A 12,699-nucleotide genomic window follows, 5' to 3' on the forward strand; every position below is an offset into this window, starting at 1 on the left:
CTAAGAATTCGTTACGACTAGCGAAATTGCGCGAGGAACCGCAAGTCGTTGTCGAAGAACAGACGCAAGTCGTTCACGCCGTAACGCAGCATGGCCAGACGCTCAACGCCCATGCCGAAGGCAAAGCCCGAAAACTCTTCCGGGTCGATCCCGGACATGCGCAGCACATTCGGGTGAACCATGCCGCAGCCCATGACTTCCAGCCAGCCAGTCTGTTTGCAGACCCGGCAGCCTTTACCGCTGCACATCACGCATTCCATGTCGACTTCAGCGGATGGCTCGGTGAACGGGAAGTACGAAGGACGGAAACGCACGGCCAGTTCTTTTTCGAAGAACACGCGCAGGAACTCTTCGATGGTGCCTTTCAGGTCGGCGAAATTGATATCGCGGTCGACCAGCAGGCCTTCGACCTGGTGGAACATCGGGGAGTGAGTGATATCCGAGTCGCTACGGTACACACGGCCTGGGCAGACAATGCGGATCGGCGGCTGTTTCGATTCCATGGTGCGGACCTGTACCGGTGAGGTATGGGTGCGCAGCAACATGTTGGCATTAAAATAGAAGGTGTCATGCATCGACCGGGCCGGGTGATGGCCTGGGATGTTGAGCGCTTCGAAGTTGTGATAGTCGTCTTCGACCTCAGGGCCTTCGGCGATGCCGTAGCCGATGTGGGTGAAGAACTGTTCGATACGTTCCAGAGTGCGAGTAACCGGATGCAGACCACCGGAGGTCTGGCCACGGCCAGGCAGGGTCACGTCAATGGACTCGGCGGACAGTTTGGCGGCCAGGTCGGCCTCTTCAAACAGTGCCTTGCGGGCATTGAGAACCTCTGTGACACGCTCCTTGGCAACGTTGATCAGCGCGCCGACTTGCGGACGCTCTTCTGCCGGCAAATTCCCCAGGGTCTTCATCACCTGAGTCAATTCGCCCTTTTTACCAAGGTAGTGAACCCGGATTTGCTCCAGGGCATTGATATCTTCAGCGCTTTGCACAGCCTCTAGTGCTTGAGAGACGAGCGCATCCAGGTTTTCCATGTACAGACTCCAGATACAAAATAGGGGAAGAGCTTGAAGGCTCTTCCCCTATTTATGACGTTTAACACCTGGCCCCACAGAGGTGAGGCCGGGTGACTGTCGGGGGTACTTAAGCCAAGGTGGCTTTAGCTTTCTCGACAATCGCAGCAAACGCCGCTTTTTCGTTCACTGCCAGATCAGCCAGAACCTTACGGTCGATCTCGATGGACGCTTTTTTCAGGCCGGCGATGAAACGGCTGTAGGACAGACCGTTGATACGTGCACCAGCGTTGATACGAGCGATCCACAGAGCGCGGAACTGACGTTTTTTCTGACGACGGTCACGGTAGGCGTATTGGCCTGCCTTGATTACCGCTTGCTTGGCAACACGGAATACGCGCGAGCGAGCGCCGTAGTAGCCTTTAGCAAGTTTCAGAATTTTTTTGTGACGTTTACGGGCAATGACGCCACGCTTTACACGAGCCATGAGTTACTTCCTCTATTCTTGACTAAAATTAACGAAGGCGCAGCATGCGCTCGACTTTTGCCACGTCAGACGGATGCAGCAAGCTGCTACCGCGCAGTTGACGCTTACGCTTGGTCGACATTTTAGTCAGGATGTGGCTCTTGAAAGCGTGCTTGTGCTTGATACCGTTAGCAGTTTTCAAAAACCGCTTAGCAGCACCACTTTTAGTTTTCATTTTTGGCATGTTCGGATACTCCGCATTCAGTTGATAAACATAATCAGAAGGCCTGCCGTGCCCTATTGATTACTTCTTCTTTTTCGGGGCGATGACCATGATCAGCTGGCGTCCTTCCATCTTAGGATGCTGTTCGACCGAACCGTACTCGAGCAAGTCACCTTCAACTCGCTTGAGGAGTTCCATCCCCAGCTCCTGGTGGGCCATCTCACGGCCGCGGAATCGCAAGGATACCTTGGCCCTGTCCCCATCACTCAGGAAACGTACCAGGTTGCGCAGTTTTACCTGGTAATCCCCTTCCTCCGTCCCTGGACGAAACTTGATTTCTTTAACCTGAATCTGCTTCTGGTTTTTCTTGGCCGCGGCAATCTGCTTCTTCTTCTCGAAGATCGATTTGCCGTAGTCCATCAGTTTGCAAACAGGGGGTACTGCATCGGCGGAAATTTCCACCAAATCCAGTTTGGCCTCTTCAGCCTTAAGAAGCGCGTCTTCAATTGACACAATCCCAAGCTGTTCACCTTCAGCCCCAATTAACCGAACCTCGCGTGCCGAGATATTCTCGTTGATCGGGGCTTTCGGTGCAGCTCGTTTATCTTGTCTCATTTCACGCTTAATAGTAATTACTCCGAATCTGGGCGACCACGCCGGGAAACCGCTTGCGCGAGAAACTCAGCGAACTGGGCGACGGGCATCGAGCCCAGGTCAGCACCTTCACGAGTACGCACAGCGACAGTCTGCATCTCGACTTCCCGATCTCCGATAACCAAGAGATAGGGAACCTTGAGCAAAGTATGCTCGCGGATTTTAAAGCCGATCTTTTCATTTCTCAAGTCAGACTTGGCACGAAATCCGCTTTCATTGAGGGTTTTTTCAACCTCAGCGGCAAAATCAGCCTGTTTATCAGTGATATTCATGATCACTGCCTGTGTCGGAGCCAGCCACGCGGGGAACGCACCCTCGTAGTGCTCGATCAGGATTCCGACGAAACGTTCGAAGGAGCCCAGGATCGCCCGGTGCAACATAACCGGGTGCTTGCGACTGTTGTCTTCGGAGACGTATTCGGCTCCCAGACGGACAGGCAGGTTAAAATCGAGCTGAAGGGTACCACATTGCCAGACGCGACCGAGGCAATCTTTCAGCGAAAACTCGATCTTCGGACCGTAGAACGCACCCTCGCCTGGTTGCAGATCGTACGGCAAGCCAGCGCTATCAAGGGCTGCAGCCAGTGCAGCTTCGGCGCGATCCCACAGTTCGTCGGAACCGACGCGTTTTTCCGGACGAGTGGACAGCTTCATCTCGACGTCTTTGAAGCCGAAGTCGGCATAAACGTCCATGGTCAGCTTGATGAACGCAGCGGACTCGGCCTGCATCTGTTCTTCAGTACAGAAGATGTGAGCATCGTCCTGAGTGAAGGCGCGAACGCGCATGATGCCGTGCAGCGCACCCGACGGCTCGTTACGGTGGCAGGCACCGAATTCAGCCAGACGCATCGGCAGCTCGCGGTAGCTTTTCAGGCCCTGATTGAACACCTGCACGTGGCACGGGCAGTTCATCGGCTTGATGGCGTAGTCGCGGTTTTCCGACTGCGTGGTGAACATGTTGTCGGCGTAGTTGGCCCAGTGCCCGGATTTCTCCCACAGGCTGCGGTCAACGACTTGTGGAGTTTTGATCTCCAGGTAACCGTTGTCGCGCTGAACCTTGCGCATGTACTGCTCGAGCACCTGGTACAGAGTCCAGCCGTTCGGGTGCCAGAACACCATGCCCGGCGACTCTTCCTGGGTGTGGAACAGGCCCAGACGCTTGCCGATCTTGCGGTGATCGCGCTTCTCGGCTTCTTCGATGCGCTGGATGTAAGCCGCCAGTTGCTTCTTGTCTGCCCATGCGGTGCCGTAAACGCGCTGCAATTGCTCGTTCTTGGCATCGCCACGCCAGTAGGCGCCAGACAGCTTGGTCAGCTTGAAGGATTTCAGGAAGCGCGTGTTCGGCACGTGCGGACCGCGGCACATGTCGACGTATTCTTCGTGATAGTACAGGCCCATGGCCTGCTCGTTCGGCATGTCTTCGACCAGACGCAGCTTGTAGTCTTCGCCGCGGGCCTTGAACACTTCGATCACTTCGGCGCGCGGAGTGACTTTCTTGATCACGTCGTAATCTTTCTCGATCAGCTGTTGCATGCGCTGTTCGATGGCGGCCAGGTCGTCCGGCGTGAAAGGACGCTCGAAGGCGATGTCGTAATAGAAGCCTTCGTCGATGACCGGGCCGATGACCATCTTGGCCGTCGGGTACAGCTGCTTGACCGCATGGCCAACCAGGTGGGCGCAAGAGTGGCGAATGATCTCCAGCCCCTCTTCATCCTTTGGCGTAATGATTTGCAGCGTGGAATCGCTGTCGATGATGTCGCTGGCGTCGACCAGCTTGCCATTGACCTTGCCGGCCACGGTGGCCTTGGCCAGACCGGCGCCGATGGATGCGGCGACCTCGGCTACGGAAACCGGGTGATCGAATGAACGTTGACTGCCGTCGGGAAGAGTAATAGTTGGCATGGCGCCTCCTCTCCTAGTGGTGACCCCTACCAAAGGTCACGTGGGTTGGGATGAGCCAGTACAAGATCCGATCCAGGCCATTCAATAACGAACGCCTGCCTTACAGCGGCAGGAGCCTTGCGGCCAACCGGAAAACCGAACCAGAGTGACTGGGATTCAAATCAGGGTTATTCGAGCCGCTGCCGCTACCGGGACTGAAGGTCATCCGGAGCCTGCAAACGCCCGAGCGAGGCATGCTAGCACAGATGAACGGTCGTCGCGTTGGCAAGGTTTTCTGCGGGGGTAAATCAGGCATTTTTATGCCAGAGTGCTGAACTTGAACCATGCTTTACCCCTCAGATAACAAGACATTGACCCAAAAGGAGCATCTCAGCATGCGTCTGAATCGTTTATTCGCCATCGTCGCACCCGTCGTCCTGTTGCTGCCGCTGGCTGCCCATGCCGACTGGCCAAAGGGCGAGCGCGAGAAATACATGGCTCAGTGCACTCAGGCGGCCACTCCGCAGATCGGCGCTGCGGCAGCCAAGTCACACTGCGCCTGTGGTGCCGACGCAATCAAATCGTACCCGGCCAGCGACATTCAGGCTCTGATGGATAACAAGGCCAGCCCGGAACTGCAACAGAAGGCACTGGGCCAGATCGCCGCCTGCAAGGTCGATAACAAGGCGAAAAAATAAGCTCAACGAAGCGCCTCGAAGGCCTTCGAAGCCGATGAAAAGTGTCTGAAAACAGCTTTTTCGTACAAATTTTGCAGGTTTTTCAGCTTTTTTTATTGTCTATACTTTCGGTTGAAAGCCTTTTAAACCGGGGCTTTCAGCCACACGAAGCAACAAAGCAACCGCGACTGCAGGGCAAACAGCTCACCCGGGGGGCTCCCAAAGCGAACATTTCGACTATGATACTCCGGTGTGCCCAGTTGGCCTGAGCAGCACAGTACTACTGAAAATATATGTTTCTTGGAGATACACCATGTCTAATCGCCAAACCGGCACCGTTAAATGGTTCAACGATGAAAAAGGCTTCGGCTTCATCACTCCTCAAGGTGGCGGTGACGACCTGTTCGTACACTTCAAAGCTATCGAAAGCGACGGTTTCAAAAGCCTGAAAGAAGGCCAGACCGTTTCCTTCGTGGCTGAGAAAGGCCAAAAGGGTATGCAAGCTGCACAAGTCCGCGCAGAGTAATTTTCTGCCGCACTAAAAAAACCCCGTCCATGTGACGGGGTTTTTTATGGGCGAAACAAAAGCCTGAAGCAATCAGCCACAGTTGACGCGGGTGACCACCAGGTTGTTGTCGGTGTTCAGGTTCAGGCGATCGGAGCGGTACTCCAGGGTCACCATGTCATCAGGCTTGAGGAACCGGGCATTCTGCGCGCCTGCGCGGGTACGTGCCTGCTCGAGCAATTCAGGCGAAGCCTTTTTGCCAAGGGCAAATTCGGCAGCCTTTGCTTCACAACGACTGTGACCGGTGTCGGTCGCCACAGGGTCCTTTGCCGAATCGGTGGACGTACTGCTGCAACCGGCCAGCAGAGTGGCGGCCAACAAAGTACCCAATGACGCGAGCTTCCAAGGCATGAAGCCTCCTTCATTCAATAATTAAGCAGAGATCGTGCGACTGCCATTTTGGCGTTTGGTTTCAGGGCGGGCACTATCGCATCCCTCGATACAGACAGCCGCGAGTGTGCCTGAGCATCGGCATGCCGTTCATCAATCAATCGTGACTGAATATGAACGTGATCAGTAAACGTCGATGTAGTCGAAAGGCGGTTTCGGCCAGTTCTCCTTGAGCGCATTGAAAATCTGCATGACCCAGACCTCGTCGCTGGCCGCTACCAATCCGACATAACCGGAACCCTTGGCCCAGGTCTCCAGGCGAAACAGCAACCCGTCGATGTCCGTGCCGCCCACAATGCCCGACGAGATGTAGGCGATGCCGCCCTTGGTGACCCGCAACTGAGTATGTTCATCGTCACTGGCAGAAGCCAGCAGCTGACGCACCGCTTCGAGAGTCAAGCCGTCAGGAGTGTTCAAATCGATCTGCACAGCACGGTCCTTGAAAAATCGTCAAAGACCAAGTGTCGCATAGCCCTCCCCTCATGCCTAAGTCGGAGTGCCAAACGTCCCGCAAAATGGTTAACTCGACACTCAGACTTTCCCGACTTCACGAGCGCCATCATGACCACCGTAAGCATCGACGCCGACATCAAAGCCAAGTGGCCACAGGGCCACAGCTCTTACAGCCCGGGTAGCCCGGAAGAGCTGGCGATCATTGGTATCGATTTGTTGGTCAAGGAACTGGGAACACAAGCCGCACAGACCTTCATCACTCAGATATTCGAGAGATACCCCGTTGACTACATGGGCGCAACAGTCACCGAGTAACGTAAAAACCCGCAGGCTGGCACCTGCGGGTGTGCCCCTTATTTCAAACGAGCCAGACGCTGGGTCAACAGGTCGAAAAAGCCCTGAGCGTCGCCGCTTTCAACCCAGAAGGCATTTTTCGGTGCCTTCAGGCCGTCATACCAGTCGACAATGGTCTGGCCGAAGGTCGGCCCTTCGCGGCTATCAACCACTACGTTGACCGAACGGCCAGTGAACAACTCCGGCTTGAGCAGGTAAGCGATGACTGTGGCGTCATGCACCGGGCCACCCGGAATGCCGTAGTGCTCCATGTCGCCCTTGACGTACTCGTTGAGAATATCGCCCACCAGCTTGCTGGCATTGTTGTTCAGGGCGGCGATCTGCTTCAGGCGCGCTTCACTGGTCAGGATCTTGTGGGTCACGTCCAGCGGCAAGTAAGTCAGCTTGACGCCACTTTTCAGCACCACTTCCGCAGCCTGAGGATCGGCAAACAGGTTGAATTCGGCCACCGGGGTGATGTTGCCGCCGTTGAAGTGCGCACCGCCCATGATCACCACTTCCTTGATGCCCTGAACGATTTCAGGTTCCTGGATCAGCGCAAGGGCCAGGTTGGTCTGTGGACCGAGCATGGCGATGGTGATGCTGTGGGGTTTGGCGGCCTTCAGGGTATCGATCAGATAATTGACCGCATTGCCTTCGGCCAGGCCTTTCTTCGGCTCGTGGACCGTGACACCCGACAAACCTTCCTTGCCGTGAATGTTCTCTGCATAGATCGGCGTGCGCATCATGGGTTTCGGTGCGCCCGCGTAAACAGGCACCTCCTCGCGCCCTGCCCATTCGCGGGCCAGACGCGCATTACGCGAGGTCTTGTCCAGACGCACGTTGCCAGCAACGGTGGTCAGCGCACGAATATTCAACTCTTCCGGTGATGCCAGGGCAAACAGCAAGGCGACCACGTCATCGGCACCCGGATCGGTGTCGATGATCAAGTCGATCTTTTCCGCCGCTTGGGCGCTTGTTGCGGTAATCAGGGACAAAAGCAGCAGACTCCGGAGCAGGTGGTTCAGTTTCTGAGCATAGCGATGCATAGCGCACTCCTTGTGCATGGGAAGAACGGAAAGTTAGAACGTTACGCCAGCCACCAGAACGATGTTGCAGTACGGCTGACATTCGCCTGTACGAATAATCGCCCGTGCTTGTCGGCTGAGTACTTTGAATTGGTCATGACTGAGCAATTCACGCCGACCCAGCGCACCTTCGGCATTCAGTTCATCCAGCGTGCTCAATGCCGAAGGTTTCTTGTCCAGAATCTCATGGGCCAGCACATGGCTTTCGACCTGCATTTCGCTCAGCACGACCTTCAAGGTACTGACGAAATCCGGAATCCCGTGGGTCAAGGCCAGGTCAATCAACTCGACGCCGGGTGGAACCGGCAGGCCGGCATCGCCGATCACGACTGTGTCGCCATGGCCCAGGGAGGCGATCAGCCGCGAGAGTGCGACGTTAAGCAAAGGAGTCTTTTCATGGTGCTTTAAAGGCCTGTACGTCGGACAAGGTGGGAATCGAAGGTTGTGCGCCAGCCCGGGTGACCGACAGCGCTGCGGCGACCTGGCCGAAGCGGATCGCCTCGACCTCGCTTTTGCCGGCCGCCAAGGCTGCTGCGAAACCACCGACGAACGTGTCGCCGGCCGCAGTGGTGTCGACCGCCTTCACTTTCGGTGCAGGGAAATGCTCGAAGCGTTTGCCATCGGCGAACAGTGATCCTTGAGAACCCAGGGTGATGATCACTTTGCCGGCACCCATGGCGATCAAGCGGGCCGCGGCGGTTTCGGCGGTGCTCAGGGAGTCCACCGGTAAACCGCTCAGGGCCGAGGCTTCGCTTTCGTTGGGGATCAGGTAATCGATGGCCGCATACCAATCCGCCGGCAGCGGGCGACTGGCCGGCGCCGGATTGAGAATCACGGTTTTACCCAGCTCACGACCGCGCTTCAGAGCATGGCCAACTGTGGCGTCCGGCACTTCCAGCTGACAGATGATGACATCCGTCGTTTGCAATACGGCGTCAAAACGGTCGATCACTTCGGGCGTCAGCGCACCGTTGGCACCGGCAACTATCACTATGGCGTTCTGACTGTTGTCATCGACCACGATCAACGCCACGCCACTGGAGTCTTCGACCGTACTGACCGCCTGGCAATCGATCTGCTCGGCCAACAACGCCCCGCGCAGCGCTTCGCCATAGGCATCGCTGCCGACACAACCGACCATCGACACCTGCGCCCCCAGCCGCGCCGCAGCCACGGCCTGGTTCGCGCCCTTGCCGCCGGAAACCGTGGCAAACGATTGGCCAATCAGCGTTTCACCACCACGGGGCAGCCGTGGCGCCCGGGTTACCAGGTCCATGTTCAGGCTGCCTATTACCACTACTTTTGCTGGCATACATCACTACTCGTCAATTCTGTTTCTGCGGTGCTTTTGGTTTCAGCAGTGCTTTTTGTTTAGCGGTGCTTTTTGTTCAGCGGTACTCAGCGAACACACCAACCAGCGGCGCAGTCGATTCGCGCAGGACAATATTGGGCGTCACGATGCGCTGATCGGTCGCCAGATCCGGCGTGGCAATCCTGCGCAACAGCACTTCGGCCGCCATCTCACCAAGCTGCAGGATCGACTGGCCCACGGTGGTCAGCGCCGGATAGACGTAACGGCTCATCTGGATATCGTCGAAGCCGATCACCGACAGCTCGGTGGGCACACGAATATTGCGCTCGGCAGCGGCGCGCAACACACCGATGCCAATCATGTCGTTACCGGCGAAGATCGCGCTGGGTGGGTTCTTTTCCAACAGGATCGCGGCGGCGTTGTAACCGCCGGTGCTGGTGAAGTCGCTTTCCAGCATGCGCTCGCGCGGCACTTCGACGCCCGCCTCTTTCAAGGCGCGGCAATAACCGGCCAGACGCATTTGCGCCACGCTGGTACTCGCCGGCCCACCAATCGTGGCGATGTCGCGGTGTCCCAGCTCCAACAGGTGCCGGGTCGCCAGATAGGCACCGTACTCGTGATCAATACGCACCAGATCGGCATCGAGACCTTCGAGCCCACGGTCGACGATCACCATTGGCGTACGCACACCCGCCAGACCTTCGGCCAGACCGCTGTCACCACCGGCTGACGCAACGATCAGGCCGTCAATGCGTTTTTCCAGCAATACGCGAAGGTAGCTGCGTTGCTTGTCCGGGTTGTCATCGGAGTTGCAGAGGATGACGCAATAGCCATTGCGCTCGCAGTAATCCTCGATGCCACGGGCCAACTCGGCGAAGTACGGGTTGAGGCTGTTGGGCACCAGCAGGCCGATGGTCGCGGTGGTTTTCGCTTTCAACGACCGGGCCACGGCACTGGGCACGTAGTCGAGGCTTTTGATCGCCGCCTCGACCTTGACCCGTACTTCCTCACTGACCGGACGCGTCTTGTTCACCACATGGGAAACCGTGGTGTAGGAAATGCCCGCGAGTGCCGCTACATCCTTGATTGTTGCCATGACTCAGGTCCGCCGGCTTGCGCGCTGACTGCGATAAGTATCAAGCACCACCGCCACCACGATCACCGCACCGGTGATGATGCGCTTGGTGGGTTCGGTCGCGCCGATCTGCGCCAGGCCGGCCGCCAGTACGGAGATGATCAGCACGCCGAAGAATGTGCTGATGACCGAGCCGCGCCCGCCCATCAGGCTGGTGCCGCCGATCACGACCGCGGCGATTACCTGTAGCTCCAGGCCGGAGCCGGCATTCGGATCCGCCGCTTCCAGGCGCGAAATCTGAAACAACGCAGCGATACCGGCCAGCAGCCCCATCAGGCTGAACACCAGGATCTTGTAGGGCTTCGGATTGATCCCCGCCAGACGCACTGCCTCTTCGTTGGTGCCAATGCCGATCAGGTAACGACCGAACACCGTACGCGTCAGCACGGCCTGGGCGATGAAGATAATCAGCAAGGCGATGATGAATGACGGCGAGATGCCGAACGCGATCGGATTGGACAGCCAGGCGAAGGCATCACCGATGTAGGCGGTGCGCGAACCGGTCATCTGATACGCCAGGCCTCGCGCCATTTCCAGCACACCGAGGGACACGATGAACGACGGAATCCGCCACGCCACGGTGATCGAACCGGTGATAGTCCCAGCCAATGCCGCTACCGCCATGCCGAGCAAAGCCGCTGGCAAGACGCTCCAGCCCCAGCCGAGAATCGCCACACTGACCGCCGAGGCCGCGAGCGCCAGCACCGACCCCACCGACAAGTCGATACCGCCGATGATCAATACGAAGGTCATGCCGACCGCCAGCACCATCAAATCGGGAATCTGGTTGGCCAGAGTGCTGAAGGTGTCGTAAGACAGAAAATGGCTGCTCAGGACCGAGAACAGCGCGACCATCGCCAGCAAGGCACCGGCCAGGCCCAGATATGTGCCGAGGCCGTAGAAGTTGCCACTACGTTTGCCGGCCAAAGATGCAGTATTCATGGAAGATCCCTAGGCGCTGCTTCGTTGAGCAACGCATCACGTTTTTGGTAGCCGGCGAAAGCGGCGGCAAGCAAATCATCCTGGGTCCAGCTGTCACGCTCGAAAGTGTCGATCAGACGCCCTGCCGACAGCACACCGATGCGATCGCAGATCAGCATCAGTTCGCGCAGGTCGCTGGACACCACTACCAGCGCTTTGCCCTGACGGGTCAACTCACCGAGTAATGCGTAGATATCGAACTTGGCGCCGACGTCGATGCCACGGGTCGGCTCGTCGAATAGCATCACCGTGCAGTCGCGCTCGAGCCAGCGGCCGATCACGACTTTCTGCTGATTGCCGCCGGACAGTTCCGAGACCAATTGCGTCGGGCTGGAACTGCGAATGCGCATGGCGTTGATCTGACGCTGGGCCAGCGACATCTCGTCACTGTTATTGACGAAGCCACCGCTGGAAATCACCGGCATATTGCCCAAGGCAATGTTGGCGCTGATCGATTGCGTCAGCAGCAGGCCTTCGCCCTTGCGATCTTCGGTGATCAGGGCGATGCCGTGACCAACCGCGTCGGCCGGCGAACGAATACTCACCACCTGAGCCGACGCCCCCAGCCCGACGGTGCCGCTGTCGGCTGTATCGGCGCCGAAGATCAGGCGCAGTAACTCGGTGCGCCCTGCTCCGATCAAACCGGAAATTCCGAAAACCTCACCGGCACGCACCTGGAAGGACACATCGCGAACCTTATCGGAACGAGTCAGCCCTTTGACCGTCAAGGCCGGCGCGCCAATCTTGCGCGGTCCCATGTCGATGTGCTCGCCCAATTCACGGCCGACCATCAAGGTGACCAGTTGCTCGCTGTTGTAATTGGCCATCGGCTCGACGCAGACCAGGTTGCCGTCGCGCAATACCGCAATGCGCTGGGCCACCCGTGCCAATTCTTCGAGGCGGTGGGAAATGTAGATGATCGACACGCCCCGGGCTTGCAGGCGGGTGATCTGCTCGAACAGCATTTCAACTTCACGAGCCGTCAGCATGGCTGTCGGCTCGTCGAGGATCAGCACGTGGCAATCGCCGATCAGGTTGCGGGCGATCTCGACCATTTGCTGATGGCCGATACCCAATTCGCCGACCAACGTATCTGGATCGATGGCGTCGAGGCCGACCTGGGCCATGGCCTCGATCGCCGCCTTGCGCAGTTGCTTGCGGCTAATCCAGCCACCGTGGCTGGGCAGGTTGTCGAGAAACAGGTTTTCCGCCACCGACAACGTTGGCAACAGATTGAGTTCTTGCATGACCATGCGGATGCCCAGCTCTTCGGCCTGGCTCCGGCTGCCGGGACGGTAATCCTGGCCCTGGAATCGCATCTGGCCGGTGGTCGGCGTAACCAGTCCACCTATGATTTTCGACAGCGTACTTTTACCGGCGCCATTCTCGCCGGTCAGCGCCAACACTTCGCCGCGCATCAACGTCAGGTCGATACCGGTGAGGACGGGTTGGGCATAGGTTTTGCCGATACCGCTGACCGAGAGGACAGCGTTCGGGGCGCAAACGGACATAAAAACTCTCCATGTGCC

Annotated in this window: 16 protein-coding genes; 3 read left to right on the plus strand and 13 right to left on the minus strand. The window is 57.6% G+C overall.

Annotated features, from left to right (window positions below):
* Positions 1-17: 17 nt before the first annotated feature.
* The 5 genes from pheS to thrS all read right to left on the minus strand — a co-directional run bounded on the left by pheS (position 18) and on the right by thrS (position 4,257).
* Positions 18-1,034 (minus strand): phenylalanine--tRNA ligase subunit alpha, encoded by a 1,017-nt coding sequence (pheS, locus tag AB4O41_RS05880; RefSeq protein ID WP_007905876.1) that lies wholly within the window; start codon positions 1,032-1,034, stop codon positions 18-20.
* Between the two features lie 109 nt (positions 1,035-1,143).
* Positions 1,144-1,500, minus strand: a complete 357-nt coding sequence (gene rplT, locus AB4O41_RS05885) for a 50S ribosomal protein L20 (RefSeq protein ID WP_007905879.1) — start codon at positions 1,498-1,500, stop codon at positions 1,144-1,146.
* A 28-nt stretch (positions 1,501-1,528) separates the two neighbouring features.
* Positions 1,529-1,723, minus strand: a complete 195-nt coding sequence (rpmI, locus tag AB4O41_RS05890) for a 50S ribosomal protein L35 (protein WP_002553160.1) — start codon at positions 1,721-1,723, stop codon at positions 1,529-1,531.
* A gap of 60 nt (positions 1,724-1,783) precedes the next feature.
* Entirely contained in the window at positions 1,784-2,335 is a 552-nt protein-coding gene (gene infC, locus AB4O41_RS05895) for a translation initiation factor IF-3 (protein WP_169857083.1), read from the minus strand.
* Positions 2,335-4,257: a threonine--tRNA ligase gene (gene thrS, locus AB4O41_RS05900; protein ID WP_010455934.1), complete on the minus strand. Its 1,923-nt coding sequence runs from the start codon at positions 4,255-4,257 to the stop codon at positions 2,335-2,337. The genes infC and thrS overlap by 1 nt, the downstream gene beginning before the upstream one ends.
* A gap of 374 nt (positions 4,258-4,631) precedes the next feature.
* Between thrS and AB4O41_RS05905 the strand changes: the two genes are divergently transcribed.
* Both AB4O41_RS05905 and AB4O41_RS05910 read left to right on the plus strand, forming a co-directional pair.
* Entirely contained in the window at positions 4,632-4,934 is a 303-nt protein-coding gene (locus AB4O41_RS05905) for a hypothetical protein (RefSeq protein WP_460146669.1), read from the plus strand.
* Between the two features lie 292 nt (positions 4,935-5,226).
* Positions 5,227-5,439, plus strand: coding sequence for a cold-shock protein (locus tag AB4O41_RS05910; protein ID WP_007905882.1), 213 nt, complete (start codon positions 5,227-5,229; stop codon positions 5,437-5,439).
* Positions 5,440-5,511: 72 nt separating this feature from the next.
* Here AB4O41_RS05910 and AB4O41_RS05915 read toward each other — a convergent pair whose 3' ends face one another.
* Together AB4O41_RS05915 and AB4O41_RS05920 are read right to left on the minus strand one after the other, a co-directional pair.
* Complete coding sequence (locus tag AB4O41_RS05915) at positions 5,512-5,829, minus strand: I78 family peptidase inhibitor (RefSeq protein WP_460146670.1); 318 nt, start codon at positions 5,827-5,829, stop codon at positions 5,512-5,514.
* 162 nt (positions 5,830-5,991) lie between these two features.
* Positions 5,992-6,297, minus strand: a complete 306-nt coding sequence (locus AB4O41_RS05920) for a hypothetical protein (RefSeq protein ID WP_008075867.1) — start codon at positions 6,295-6,297, stop codon at positions 5,992-5,994.
* A gap of 132 nt (positions 6,298-6,429) precedes the next feature.
* Between AB4O41_RS05920 and AB4O41_RS05925 the strand changes: the two genes are divergently transcribed.
* Positions 6,430-6,636 carry a hypothetical protein gene (locus AB4O41_RS05925; RefSeq protein WP_367372099.1) on the plus strand — a complete coding sequence of 69 codons (207 nt, stop codon included), beginning with the start codon at positions 6,430-6,432 and terminating at the stop codon, positions 6,634-6,636.
* A 38-nt stretch (positions 6,637-6,674) separates the two neighbouring features.
* On the opposite strand, the gene AB4O41_RS05930 is transcribed toward AB4O41_RS05925, so the two are convergent.
* The 6 genes from AB4O41_RS05930 to AB4O41_RS05955 form a co-directional block, all read right to left on the minus strand.
* The gene (locus tag AB4O41_RS05930) at positions 6,675-7,703 is read right to left on the minus strand and encodes a nucleoside hydrolase (RefSeq protein ID WP_460146671.1); all 1,029 of its coding nucleotides are present in this window, start codon (positions 7,701-7,703) and stop codon (positions 6,675-6,677) included.
* A 33-nt stretch (positions 7,704-7,736) separates the two neighbouring features.
* Complete coding sequence (gene rbsD / locus AB4O41_RS05935; RefSeq protein WP_460148298.1) at positions 7,737-8,195, minus strand: D-ribose pyranase; 459 nt, start codon at positions 8,193-8,195, stop codon at positions 7,737-7,739.
* Positions 8,137-9,054: a ribokinase gene (gene rbsK / locus AB4O41_RS05940; protein WP_460146672.1), complete on the minus strand. Its 918-nt coding sequence runs from the start codon at positions 9,052-9,054 to the stop codon at positions 8,137-8,139. The genes rbsD and rbsK overlap by 59 nt, the downstream gene beginning before the upstream one ends.
* A 76-nt stretch (positions 9,055-9,130) precedes the next feature.
* Positions 9,131-10,150, minus strand: coding sequence for a LacI family DNA-binding transcriptional regulator (locus tag AB4O41_RS05945; RefSeq protein ID WP_460146673.1), 1,020 nt, complete (start codon positions 10,148-10,150; stop codon positions 9,131-9,133).
* A 3-nt stretch (positions 10,151-10,153) separates the two neighbouring features.
* Entirely contained in the window at positions 10,154-11,131 is a 978-nt protein-coding gene (locus AB4O41_RS05950; RefSeq protein WP_007905898.1) for an ABC transporter permease, read from the minus strand.
* Positions 11,128-12,681: a sugar ABC transporter ATP-binding protein gene (locus tag AB4O41_RS05955; protein WP_460146674.1), complete on the minus strand. Its 1,554-nt coding sequence runs from the start codon at positions 12,679-12,681 to the stop codon at positions 11,128-11,130. The genes AB4O41_RS05950 and AB4O41_RS05955 overlap by 4 nt, the downstream gene beginning before the upstream one ends.
* Positions 12,682-12,699 lie beyond the last annotated feature (18 nt).

It is taken from the genome of Pseudomonas sp. S2_A02 (assembly GCF_054668495.1).

Excerpts from the sequence above, each read along its gene's own strand:
- rplT (WP_007905879.1), bottom strand. The coding sequence starts at position 1,500 with ATGGCTCGTGTAAAGCGTGGCGTCATTGCCCGTAAACGTCACAAAAAA.
- thrS (WP_010455934.1), bottom strand. The coding sequence starts at position 4,257 with ATGCCAACTATTACTCTTCCCGACGGCAGTCAACGTTCATTCGATCAC.
- AB4O41_RS05915 (WP_460146670.1), bottom strand. The coding sequence starts at position 5,829 with ATGCCTTGGAAGCTCGCGTCATTGGGTACTTTGTTGGCCGCCACTCTG.
- AB4O41_RS05905 (WP_460146669.1), top strand. The coding sequence starts at position 4,632 with ATGCGTCTGAATCGTTTATTCGCCATCGTCGCACCCGTCGTCCTGTTG.
- AB4O41_RS05950 (WP_007905898.1), bottom strand. The coding sequence starts at position 11,131 with ATGAATACTGCATCTTTGGCCGGCAAACGTAGTGGCAACTTCTACGGC.
- rbsK (WP_460146672.1), bottom strand. The coding sequence starts at position 9,054 with ATGCCAGCAAAAGTAGTGGTAATAGGCAGCCTGAACATGGACCTGGTA.
- pheS (WP_007905876.1), bottom strand. The coding sequence starts at position 1,034 with ATGGAAAACCTGGATGCGCTCGTCTCTCAAGCACTAGAGGCTGTGCAA.
- AB4O41_RS05955 (WP_460146674.1), bottom strand. The coding sequence starts at position 12,681 with ATGTCCGTTTGCGCCCCGAACGCTGTCCTCTCGGTCAGCGGTATCGGC.
- AB4O41_RS05930 (WP_460146671.1), bottom strand. The coding sequence starts at position 7,703 with ATGCATCGCTATGCTCAGAAACTGAACCACCTGCTCCGGAGTCTGCTG.
- rpmI (WP_002553160.1), bottom strand. The coding sequence starts at position 1,723 with ATGCCAAAAATGAAAACTAAAAGTGGTGCTGCTAAGCGGTTTTTGAAA.
- AB4O41_RS05910 (WP_007905882.1), top strand. The coding sequence starts at position 5,227 with ATGTCTAATCGCCAAACCGGCACCGTTAAATGGTTCAACGATGAAAAA.
- AB4O41_RS05945 (WP_460146673.1), bottom strand. The coding sequence starts at position 10,150 with ATGGCAACAATCAAGGATGTAGCGGCACTCGCGGGCATTTCCTACACC.
- AB4O41_RS05925 (WP_367372099.1), top strand. The coding sequence starts at position 6,430 with ATGACCACCGTAAGCATCGACGCCGACATCAAAGCCAAGTGGCCACAG.